We start from the raw sequence: 11,998 nt of genomic DNA, 5'->3' as shown, positions 1-11,998 counted from the left end.
ACGCAAGGCGACACCAATGAAACAACGTGCCAAATTTAGGTTTGCTTTGTATTTACGAGAAAAGACAGAGAAGAAAAGAGATAGGAAAAAGAAACATTAGGCCATATCGCTAAATTTAACGAAGTGCGAGCTAGTTTTTAAAACGTTATGAACTATGAATAAGAAAAGATGGAACACAGGTGTACAGAACTGCACACCTGTGAACAACACATTAACCTAGAACGTCTAGAAGCTCTACGTCAAAGATAAGCGTGCTGTATGGTGCAATAGCTGCACCCGCACCTTGCTCACCGTAAGCAAGATCATGTGGCACGTATAAACGGTACTTAGCACCTACTTTCATAAGTTGAAGTGCTTCAGTCCAACCTTTAATAACGCCGCCTACTGGGAATTCAGCTGGCTGGCCGCGCTCGTAAGAGCTGTCAAAAGTGGTACCGTTGATAAGTGTACCGTGGTAGTGAACACGTACAGTGCTAGCCGCAACTGGTGTTTCACCGTCACCTTCAGCAATAACTTCATACTGAAGACCAGATTCAGTAACGGTTACTTCGTCACGCTTCGCATTTTCTTCAAGGTACTTTGTGCCTTCTTCAATAACCGCTTTGCTAGCTTCTTCTTTAGCCGCTTGCATACGCTTGTGAATTTCGCCGAACGCATCACGTAGTGTGTCGTTATCAACCTGAGGCGCTTGACCTGCGAAGGCGTCTTTTAGGCCAGCTACAACAGCGTCAATCGCTAGTCCGTCAAACGGATTTGATTGTAATTGTTGACCCATTTGAAAACCAATGCCGTAACTTGCTTGGGTTTCTACTGTATTGAATGTATCAGTCACAAGAACTCCTGAAATTAAATTACAAATGCAGTACAAATTTCAAACAAACCGCATAACGCGAGAATGTTTCTGCATTTTCCGGTGCAAGAGTGTATCACACCACAAAATATCTTGCTTTGAGCAATGTTAACTAGGGTGCAAAAGTATCAAAATGTTGTAAATTATAACCGAAAGTGGTTAGACAAGTCGCAAAGGACACAGTATGGTTAGGCCCATATATTTAGGAGGAAAGCATGCAAACACACTACGATGCTGAACTGAAAGATACCGTTCGATACCTTGGTAAAACCCTTGGTGAAACAATCAAAAATCAATTAGGTCAGGAGTGGCTAGACCGTATTGAAAAGATTCGAAAAGGCGGCCGAGCTTCTTATCAGGGAGACGCTACTTGTAGCGAAGAACTGAAAGAAACTTTCAAAACAATGTCTGACAGCGATTTGCTTACTGTTGGCCGTGCCTTCGCACAATTCTTGAACTTAGGTAATATTGCCGAGCAAGAATACAACGCAGCAATGAATGTTGATGCATCGATAGATGCACTGTTCAAACACCTAGATAAAGCTGAGTTAACCGCAGAGAAAGTTCAAGATGCGGTTGCTAAGCTAAACATCGATCTTGTACTGACCGCGCATCCTACTGAAGTTACGCGCCGTACACTTATCCACAAACATAAAGAATTGGCGAACTGCCTTCAGGCCATTCACCAAGAATCGCTTAATGACGTTGAGCGTAAAAAAATTGAAACCCGCATTGCCGACCTTATTGCACAGGCTTGGCACACTGAAGAAATTCGTTCTGTACGCCCTACACCTGTTGATGAGGCGCGCTGGGGCTTCTCGGTTATTGAAAACTCATTGTGGGAAGCGGTACCTGATTTCATGCGCGAGCTTGACGGCCGTTTAAATGAAGATTATGAGGTTTCACTGCCGCTAGATGCTTCTCCTGTTCAATTTAGTTCTTGGATGGGCGGCGACAGAGACGGTAACCCATTTGTAACGTCAAAAGTGACTGAGCAAGTACTCTTACTTGCCAGAAAGCGTGCAGCCAAACTTTTCGCTATTGATCTTGATCGCTTACAAGTTGAGCTTTCAATGTACGACTGCAACGACGCGTTACGCGAAAAAGTCGGCGACGCCAACGAGCCATACCGCGCCCTTCTTCGTCCACTCGTTGACAAGTTCATCGCAACCCGCGATGGCATTAGCGACTACTTAGCAGGTAAGAACCCAGATACTTCAAACTGGATAGAAAGCGACGATGAGCTAATCGAGCCGTTAATGCTTTGCTACCAGTCATTGTTAGACTGCGGTATGCAGGTCGTGGCAAACGGACTGTTACTAGACACTATTCGCCGTGCTCGAGTATTCGGTATTCACCTTCTGCGCCTTGATGTACGTCAGGACTCTGAGCGTCACGCAGACGTCTTTAGCGAACTCACTCGCTATCTTGGTCTTGGTGATTATGCTCAGTGGAGCGAAGCCGACAAGCAAGCTTTCTTATTACGCGAGCTTGGCTCAAAACGCCCGCTTTTCCCTGCGCAATGGGACGCGTCTGACGACGTGAAAGAAGTGCTTGATACCTGTAAGGTAATTGCGAAGCACAGCAAGCACGGCTTTGGTATTTATATCATCTCTATGGCCAGTGAGCCGTCAGATGTCATGGCCGTACAGCTTCTACTTCAAGAAAGTGGTGTAGATTGGCCTATGCCAGTGGCACCATTGTTCGAAACGCTAGACGATTTGAACAACTCACCTGACGTAATGCGCAAACTTCTGTCTATCGACTGGTATCGCGGTTACGTTAAAGGCCGTCAATTCGTTATGATCGGTTACTCTGATTCAGCGAAAGACGCTGGTGCATTGGCTGCTGGCTGGGCACAGTATCAGTCGCAAGAAGCATTGGTTGCCATTGCTGATGAGTTTGACGTAAGCCTGACCCTATTCCACGGACGTGGCGGTACAATTGGCCGCGGTGGATTGCCAGCACACGCGGCTATTTACTCACAACCTCCTGGCTCACTAGAAGGCGGTTTCCGCGTAACAGAACAAGGCGAAACTATTCGCTATAAATTCGGTATGCCTAAGCTGGCTAAACGCAGCTTGGGTATTTACGCTAGCGCTATAATTGAAGCCATGTTATTCCCGCCTCCGGCACCAAAAGAAGAGTGGCGAGAGCTTATAACTGCAATGGCAGCCCAAGGTCGCGATAACTACCGTGCAACCGTGCGTCACGATAAAGAGTTCGTACCTTACTTCCGTGTTGCAACGCCAGAGCAAGAGTTAGGCAAACTCCCACTAGGTAGCCGACCTGCGAAGCGTAAGCCTCAAGGCGGTATTGAGAGCCTACGTGCGATTCCATGGATATTTGCTTGGGCACAAACCCGTTTGGTACTGCCAAGCTGGCTAGGCGTTATGCGTGCTATTGATAGCGTGAAGACCCCTGAGAATGAGAAAGTCGTTAACGAGATGTTCAGCGAATGGCCATTCTACCGTTCACGTCTTTCTATGCTAGACATGGTGTTCCATAAAGCTGACCCACGTATTAGCGAAGCTTATGACGAGCGCTTGGTACCAAAAGAGCTTAAACACTTTGGTGAAGCATTACGTAGCGAGCTTAAAGAAAGCATCTCGTCACTCTTGGCTATCACAGGCGATGACGACATTATGAAGAACGACCCGCAGGGTAAAGAGTCGATGGAGATCCGTGCAGGATACCTTCAGCCACTTCATTACCTGCAAATTGAGCTTCTAGATCGTATCCGTAAAGCCGGTGACGATGCACAGAACACCAGCCTAGAACGCGCCATGATGGTAACTATTGCTGGTATTGCCATTGGTATGCGTAACACAGGTTAAGTACGCTAACCCTTTAAATTAAAGAGGCCCGCTTCGTATTTCGTTGCGGGCTTTTTTATTGCGTTACTGAAAGTGCACCGCTAACCAACTATTGATTTCGCTTTCAACTTCATCGCGATAGAAAGTTAAACTATGATCGCCGTTTTCGTAAACAACCAGCTTATGCGAGTGGTTATTGTCTTTTAGATGCTGTGCCGCATTAAGCGAATGGGAAACATCAACGCGAATATCTGCACTTCCGTGCACTAGCAAAATAGGTACATTCGGATTTAGCTCATCAATCCATTTTACCGCTGAGCGTTCATCAAGGGCTTTTGTTTGGTTTTGCTCCATATTCGGAACAAGTTTATTAAGCAGCGCCTGCATGTCTGGACGGCGCGCCACAGTTGTATGCAAATCAGACGGGCCTGCTACAATCACTGCGCTGGCAATGTCACTTATGTTCTTTCGAAGCGCCTGCCATGTCATCATGCCGCCACGACTCACGCCATATAAGGCAATCTTGTTAGAGTCGACATTAGGTAACTGCTTGGCTATTTCAATCAGTCGCAAAACGTCGTTTACATCATCGCCGCCAAATTCATCTTTACCTTGGCTAAATTTAGCACCGCGGTAGTTACTCGCTAAGACAATATAACCCTGCTGCGCAAGCGGCATTAGACGCTCAACCACGGCTATGCGCGTTACATTATGTTTATGGTTACCACCACGATTATAAATAATCACGGGGAGTTTTTTGTCACCAACATGCTTTGGCGACACCATAACACCTGAAATTTTCAATCCATCCGACTCGTATTCAATCCACTGGGCACTTGTATCCTTCATGAGTGCATTGAACTTTTTAGGATTGACCGCTTTTTGCCATCGATCCACAAACGCAACTTTTTGATTATTACTTTGCACATGTGCTAACCATGCCTTGTAATCGGTAAAGGGAAGTGCATCGCCTTTGAGCGTTAATGCTTCAGGCAACTGAGCAAACGCAGTGTCTGCCAATGACGCCGTATTGCTTGTTGCCGCAACCGTATTGGCGTTAATGCATAAACTAAAAAATGTGATGGAAAGTAAACTAGCGCATTTAAAAAAAGTCATAACACATCCTTGTTTAATTCGAACAAAAAGAGCTTCAAGTCACTAGTAAATAACGAATGTATTTGTGACTCAACAAAATACGCATATAGTTAGTAACAAAATTTGTACCCCATACATTTTAAGGGAATAAAAAGTGCGAACATTTTTACTACTAACCTTTTCTACTTTGCTTTTGCTTTCGTTTAATAAGCTCTCTTTCGCAAGCACAATGGAATTACCCCCGGGTTTGTGGGAAGGCATAAGTCAAGATGAAACGACATTTAGGTTGCTTCAAATACAAGAAAGTGGCGAACACAGCTTTTTTGAAATCGCCATCCCAGGAGGCTTCAAAAAAATGCGTCGCACACCGTTTACCAATGACGACATCACTTGCATAGAAAACCGGTGCACAATTAAAACAACGATCGAAGGTGATGTTACACGCACGCTTACTCTTTCGCCTCACTTAGATAACGCTTTTAACGTATTAGAGTCGAGCTATAAGGACAAAGAAAGTTATATTTCTCAGACTTATCAAATCGTTAAACAGGAAGCAAAGTCAACGCCGAGAAAGTTTTTAGAAAACCGCAAGCAGATACTATCTAATGCAAAGCAGCATATCGCTAATCATCCTTTTGGCACTTGGATTGGTGTTATGCAGTATTTAGATAGACCCGAATTAGCTTTACTCGAATTGTACGAAAGCGAACAAGGCTCACTGCGCGTTTATAGAAAAGGGGAAGACGCATTTAGGGAAGTCCAATCACCATTTACTGCTGACGATGTAAGCATAGATGCTCGAGTCATCGAAATTGAAGCTTCTCACACAACTTTCGCTTCAAAGATTATCCTATTCGTTCTTACGGACAACATGATTTCCGGCTATACATACGCATTACACAAAGGCTACCCAGTCGCGATGGGCCCAATAAAGTTGTTTAGAATAGATCCATTACAGACACAGTAGGTCAATTAGGAAATAAACTTCTTGCTAGCTATGGATGGAATGCTTAATTGGCGGTACTTTAATAAATAGGCGCTTCTGTGCCCAGGATGCCGCGACAAAGCCTACAAAGACGCAACAAAAAAGGCTGGATACGTAAGGTCGTAACAGACTGTCTGCAGCATGCAGCCAAGCCTCCATGGATGGAATCTCGGCGTGTCTGTGTAGGCCTTACGTATCCAGCCTTTTCAAGCGGATGCAAATGCATCCGCTTTTAGCGCTATTAGCCGTTTACGAAGTCAACGCCTAGCTTGATGTCGCCACGTAGGCCTTCAAGCATGTCGTTTTTCGCTTTTTCTTCAAATGCGCTTAGCTCGCCGTATGGCAAGATTTCTTCAACACCGTTTGCGCCTAGGCGAACTGGGTGTGCGAAGAATGCTGCGTCATCGCTGTCGTCAGTTTGTACGTAAGTGTACTCAACCACGTTCTCACCTTGCATTGCTGCAACTAGAGATAAACAGAAGCGCGCTGCTGCTTGACCCATAGATAGGGTTGCAGAACCGCCGCCCGCTTTTGCTTCAACAACTTCAGTACCCGCGTTTTGGATACGAGTAGTTAGGCTAGCAACTTCTTCGTCTGTGAACTCTACGCCTTCAACTTGTGAAAGTAGAGGAAGGATAGTTGTACCAGAGTGACCGCCGATTACCGGTACGTGCACAGAAGATACGTCTACACCTTTAAGTTCAGCAACAAAGGTTTCAGCACGGATAACGTCTAGTGTCGTTACACCGAAAAGCTTGTTCTTGTCGTAAACGCCTTTTGCTTTTAGCGTTTCAGCTGCAATAGCAACAGTAGTGTTAACTGGGTTAGTGATGATACCAACACACGCGTTCGGGCAGTTATCAGCTACACCTTCGATTAGGTTTTTAACAATGCCGGCGTTGATGTTGAACAGATCAGAACGATCCATACCTGGCTTACGAGGCATACCCGCTGGAATTAGAACAACGTCTGCTCCAGTTAGTGCATCAGCTAGGTCATCTTTACCGTGACCGGTTACTTTTACCGCAGTGGGGATGTGGCTCAAATCAACGGCAACACCAGGAACAACTGGCGCTACGTCGTAAAGCGCTAAATCTGAACCTGCTGGCAATTGTGTTTTCAACAACAAAGACAGCGCCTGACCAATACCACCGGCAGCACCTAACACGGCTACTTTCATACCATTTCTCCTATGGGATTACTTCACGTATTTAAACGGAACGTCACACTAATGCAACGCGGGGGAAAACTCAATCACCGGATCGTCTTATTAACGTTATTTATGGCGATTTTATCTCGATATTCATTATCATGAATGATTATGCAAAGAAATTGCGCAAAGTCTACCTGTACGGCACAATATACGCATACTAAATATAATTCCTAACGATAATCCTTAAAAAGAAAAGAGCGCTAATGGCAAACGCAAAACAAGAGCAACTCATCAAAGCTTTTAAAGAAATTCTTAAAGCAGAAAGTTATGGTTCGCAAGGCGAGATTGTTGATGCTTTAAAAGCACAAGGTTTCGACAACATCAGCCAATCTAAAATCTCTAGAATGCTAAGCAAATTCGGCGCGGTACGCACGCGAAATGCCCGAGGTGATATGGTGTATTGCTTGCCTCCAGAGCTAGGTATGCCTACGGCTAAAAGCCCTCTTAAACAGCTGGTACTGGATATCGTTCACAACAATGTAATGGTAATCATAAGAACCAGCCCTGGTGCTGCGCAGCTTATTGCGCGCTTGCTTGACTCATTGAGTAAAAAGGACGGGGTTTTGGGCACCATTGCAGGTGACGACACTATTTTCATCGCGCCAGCGGATGTAACAAGAATTGAAGAGCTAAGGCAACGCGTTGAAGATTTATTCGAAAATGTCTAGGTAGTTCGTCAAGAACTCGGTAACCGAAAACAAGAAACCGCATACATGATGCGGTTTCCAACTAGCTCCTAAGCGAATGCTTCCTTAAGACAGTAATTTGATAAGCGCATCTGCAGTTGGGCGTGATGACGGTGGGTTCTGTCCTGTCACCAGTAAACCATCAGTACACACTTTTACGGCGAAATCGTCTGCACTTTCATATTTACCGCCCTTTTTCACTAGCTCGTCTTCAACTAGGTATGGAACAACATCGGTAAGCTCCATTGCTGCTTCTTCGCTATTGGAGAAGCCTGTCACAGCTTTTCCGTCCACCAAGTACTTGCCATCTGGAGTTTTCACATCTTTAAGCACAATTGGCGCATGACACACGGCACCAACAGGTTTGTTTGCTGCAATAGTGTCTTCAATTAGCTTGATAGAATGCGCGTTATCCGATAAATCCCAAAGCGGGCCGTGCCCTCCTGGATAAAACACCGCATCGAACTCGTCGGCTCTTACATCTTCTAGTGGAATTGTTGACGCTACAGCACTGCGTGCAACTTCATCTTTTGTGTAACGGATAGCGTCATCTGTCATGGCGTCATCCGCTAGACTGTTGGGGTCAATTGGCACTTGGCCCCCCATAGGCGATGCTAACGTTAAGGTATAGCCGGCATCTTTAAATGCATAGTACGGGGCGGCAAACTCCTCTAGCCACATACCGGTTTTCTTGCCCGTATCGCCCATTAGCTCGTGTGATGTCATTACCATTAATACATGTTTGGACATTATTCCTCCTTGCTTGGTTATTTAAATCTTGCGCAAGTTGGTTCGCATGAAGAGAGGCGTTAGATCAGTTTTTGGAAAAATCTTAATGAATGGAAAAGCGGAGTTATTGAATTTTAGGCATAAAAAAGTGCCACCCCCGATTAAGGAAAGTGGCACCTAACACTACAATTGGTTCACACCATTGGATTAGAAGTCGTATTTAATACCGAACTGAACTTGCCATACAGACTGGTCAAGAACTTCTAGGTTCTTAATACGGCTGTCGCTGTTCAGGTCAAAGTACTCGTACTGACCATCAACGATGTTTGCAGAAACAACTGCACGCTCATACTCGTAACGAGTACGCTCGATACGACCCCAGTCGTCATTTAGTAAGTTACCGAAGTTCTCGATATCGAAGAACACAGTAAGCTTATGCTCTGGGTAGAAAGCAGGTAGTTGCTGCTGAATACGTACATCGATGATAGTTGACCAACGAGAGTTGTCACCATTACGCTCAGCGATGCCGCCTTTGTATTGTGCAAGCTCAGAGCTGTTGATGTAATCAATGAACTCTTGCTGAGCAGCTAGGTCGCCACCGAATGAAGTAGATGCAAACAACGGATCGTCGATACCGTTAGGTACGTATAGCAAGTGACCCGCATCATCGTTACGGCTTTCACGCGCACAACGACCGCCACCAACATCTAGCACACACGCGTTGTTTTCGTCGAATGTGTAGCTGTAAGGTTGACCTGAACGACGCTCAGCAAATACGGACACTTTAGTCTCGTAACCGTCGATTAGCTCTTTGCTCCAGTTAAAGCGCATTTTCCATAGGTGCTCAGTCTGGAAGTTAGACGTACCAGCGCGTGGCGCTTGACGGTCATAAGCTGCGAAGTCAGAGTAGTTAGACGTCGCAGTAGATGAAGTACCGTAGCCGATATCTTCTACATCAGCATATGTATAGCTAGTGAAGAAGTCGAATGAACCGTAAGACGTTTCCCACGCTTTTGACGCAGACAATGCGTATAGCATAGCGTCGCCGTCGTCTACAGAACCTGTAACAATCGCTTCTGGGCCTTCGCTACAGTCGTAAACGCCACGACCGTCTGGTGATGTACCAACAGGGTTTTCACAGCGTTGATCGTACCAGTAAGTTGCATTTTCAAGCTTGTTATATAGAACGTCAGCAGAGAACAACCAGCCTTCAAGTACTTCGATTTCTGGCTCGTGTGCAACACCCAAGCTTACTTTCCATGTAGTAGGAATTTCGAAATCTGGTGCTAGTGCGTTTACAGTACCGTCAGGTGCTGTATTCGCTAGCGCATCAAGAACGTTTTGAGGGATATACTGGCCAGTAGCCGCATCAGGCGTAGTTGGTACTTGGTAAGTTTGACCAGAACCAAAATCTTCGTAATCATCAGAGATCACGCCATCGTTAGAGTAGCTGTTTGAAATCCAAACACTTGGCGCACCACCAGAGAAACGACCGATACCACCACGAACAGTGGTGTAGTCAGACGCATACCACTGGAAAGACACACGAGGAAGAATCACGTCAAGACCGTCGATGTCTGTAGTGTTTGTAAAACCATAACGGTCAACAAAGTTTTGGTTTTCACGGATAGAGCCTTCTGACTCATACCAGTCATAACGAATACCAGCGTCGATAGTTAGCTCAGCTGACGCTTCCCATGAATCTTGGAAGTATAATGAGTTGTAGTTATAACCCCAGATTGCACGAAGGTCGTTTTCGTCGTTAGTAACAGCATTGTTATAAAGAAGCGCAGACGCTTGTGCATTTGCTAAGTCTTCAATGCTGTCGAACAAGTATGAACCTTCAGAGTTCTGCGCAAACAAGTTGTCTACGTCTACTTCTTCACGCTCGTAACCAAGTTTAAGGATGTGGTCACCAGTAGTGTAAATACCTACTAACTTAACTTGGAAGAAATCTTGGTCTAGTGAGTTACCGTGACGGAAACGGTCTGGACCAATTGTTAGGTAGTTCTCATCGCCATCTACTTCACGTAGGAAAACAGCGAAGTTAGGGAATTCTGCACCGTTAAGTGAGTTCTGGCCAGTTTCTTGAGTCGTACTTGCAATCTTGAACTGAGTCGAGAAATTTGACGTCCAGTCAGAGAACACGTGAGCAATGAAGCTTTCAACTTTTTCTGAGCGGTCGTACCATGCAGATGATGCACCTAGTACTTCGTCATTAGTCAGGAAGTTGTTACCGTTTTGTTCATTAATAGAGTTACCTTCAGTACTCATGTAAGTGAACTTAGCACGGTGATCAGCATTGATGTTCCAGTCAATGTTAGCAAGGATCTTTTCGTCCTGTACATCGTCTTTCTGGAAGTTACCGATATCGAAGCCCCACACGTCAGATACGATTTGGCCAACTTGTGCAACATCATCCATAGTGATGTTAGCTACTTCGTTTACTGCACCAGAGCCCGCTGGACCACGATTTAGTGGTGCAACAGAATCGAACTTGTCATATGCAACAAAGAAGAAAAGCTTGTCTTTGATGATTGGACCACCAAGTGTTGCAACGAACGTTTTTTCTTCGAAGTCGAAGTTAAACTCTTCATCACCGTTATTGTCGCCCATCATTGAGTCGTCAGTGTAGTAGTAAGCTACTGAACCATGAAACTCGTTAGTACCTGATTTAGTTACGGCATTGATAGTACCGCCAGTAAAGCCGTTGTACTCAACGTCAAACGGAGCAGTTTGGATTGAAAGTGATTCAATTGCATCGTAAGAGATTGGTGAACGCTGAGTTGGGTAACCGTTAGCGTTAAGACCGAAACGGTCATTTAGTGCTACACCATCAACAGTTAAAGAGTTGAAACGGTTGTTTGCACCAGCAATTGTTAGTTCTTTCGCACCACCGCTTTGCACGTTAACAGACGCAAACGGGTCTAGTTGAGCCGCATCAGTAATGTCACGGTCGATTGAAGCAACTTGGTTAAGTGCTTCTAAACCTAAGCTAGTGCTCAAGCCTTCGTTAGTATAGCCAGTACCAGCACTGCTACCTGTTACAACGATAACTTCGGTGCTTTGAGCAGATTCAACAGTGATAGGTAGTGCAAGCGCTTGGTCAAGAGAAAGATAAACGTTCTCTACTTTTGTAGGAACAAAACCGTCGCCTGTAATCGTTACTGTGTATGGACCACCAACACGAAGACCACGTGCTGAGAAGGTACCACTTTCGTTTGTAGTTGCAGTAGATACTGTACCTGAAGGTTCGTGCTTGATGGTAACTGTTGCACCAGCAAGGTTTGAACCAGCTTCACTAACAACGTTGCCTCGAATTGCTGACGTTGTTGTCTGCGCCATAACTGTACCAGCTAGGCCAGCAGAAACAGCAACAGCGATAGCAACGCGGCTGAGTTTTGCTTTGAAGTTCATGTGTGTGTTTCCCTTTTTGTTTAAAATTCTTTTTTATGGACTTGCGCAGGGTGTTGTCCCTATCAAGACCATTGACTATTTTAGTACCGCGAGAAATTGTTATCGAGGTTCATGTCAAATTTATTACAGTTTTACATTTTTATTTAACACCAATCGCCCGAGGCTAGTGACTTTGCAAAAAAATACCTGACCACATGGTCAAGTTAA

Annotated in this window: 8 protein-coding genes; 3 read left to right on the top strand and 5 right to left on the bottom strand. The window is 45.1% G+C overall.

What is annotated here, in order from left to right; genetic code table 11:
• Positions 1-211 precede the first annotated feature (211 nt).
• Positions 212-832, bottom strand: a complete 621-nt coding sequence (locus tag MHN00_RS19345; protein ID WP_014950800.1) for an FKBP-type peptidyl-prolyl cis-trans isomerase — start codon at positions 830-832, stop codon at positions 212-214.
• Positions 833-1,065: 233 nt separating this feature from the next.
• Here MHN00_RS19345 and ppc point away from each other — a divergent pair, with 233 nt between their 5' ends.
• Positions 1,066-3,687 (top strand): phosphoenolpyruvate carboxylase, encoded by a 2,622-nt coding sequence (gene ppc, locus MHN00_RS19340; RefSeq protein WP_039216389.1) that lies wholly within the window; start codon positions 1,066-1,068, stop codon positions 3,685-3,687.
• A gap of 63 nt (positions 3,688-3,750) precedes the next feature.
• On the opposite strand, the gene MHN00_RS19335 is transcribed toward ppc, so the two are convergent.
• Positions 3,751-4,782, bottom strand: a complete 1,032-nt coding sequence (locus MHN00_RS19335; RefSeq protein WP_239302100.1) for an alpha/beta fold hydrolase — start codon at positions 4,780-4,782, stop codon at positions 3,751-3,753.
• Positions 4,783-4,915: 133 nt separating this feature from the next.
• On the opposite strand from MHN00_RS19335, the gene MHN00_RS19330 reads away from it, so the two are divergent.
• Positions 4,916-5,728: a hypothetical protein gene (locus MHN00_RS19330; protein WP_239302099.1), complete on the top strand. Its 813-nt coding sequence runs from the start codon at positions 4,916-4,918 to the stop codon at positions 5,726-5,728.
• A 259-nt stretch (positions 5,729-5,987) separates the two neighbouring features.
• On the opposite strand, the gene mdh is transcribed toward MHN00_RS19330, so the two are convergent.
• The gene (mdh, locus tag MHN00_RS19325) at positions 5,988-6,926 is read right to left on the bottom strand and encodes a malate dehydrogenase (RefSeq protein WP_014950802.1); all 939 of its coding nucleotides are present in this window, start codon (positions 6,924-6,926) and stop codon (positions 5,988-5,990) included.
• 236 nt (positions 6,927-7,162) lie between these two features.
• Between mdh and argR the strand changes: the two genes are divergently transcribed.
• Entirely contained in the window at positions 7,163-7,627 is a 465-nt protein-coding gene (gene argR, locus MHN00_RS19320; protein WP_025253953.1) for a transcriptional regulator ArgR, read from the top strand.
• An 84-nt stretch (positions 7,628-7,711) separates the two neighbouring features.
• Here argR and MHN00_RS19315 read toward each other — a convergent pair whose 3' ends face one another.
• Together MHN00_RS19315 and MHN00_RS19310 are read right to left on the bottom strand one after the other, a co-directional pair.
• The gene (locus tag MHN00_RS19315; protein WP_202941856.1) at positions 7,712-8,395 is read right to left on the bottom strand and encodes a type 1 glutamine amidotransferase domain-containing protein; all 684 of its coding nucleotides are present in this window, start codon (positions 8,393-8,395) and stop codon (positions 7,712-7,714) included.
• A 186-nt stretch (positions 8,396-8,581) separates the two neighbouring features.
• Entirely contained in the window at positions 8,582-11,791 is a 3,210-nt protein-coding gene (locus MHN00_RS19310) for a TonB-dependent receptor (RefSeq protein ID WP_202941855.1), read from the bottom strand.
• Positions 11,792-11,998: the final 207 nt, after the last annotated feature.

Origin of the sequence: Alteromonas sp. Cnat2-8, from assembly GCF_022348355.1 — a bacterium.
GTDB lineage: Bacteria > Pseudomonadota > Gammaproteobacteria > Enterobacterales > Alteromonadaceae > Alteromonas > Alteromonas macleodii.
The sequence above is the reverse complement of the archived record's forward strand: the minus strand, read 5'-3'. Positions and strand labels throughout refer to the sequence as shown.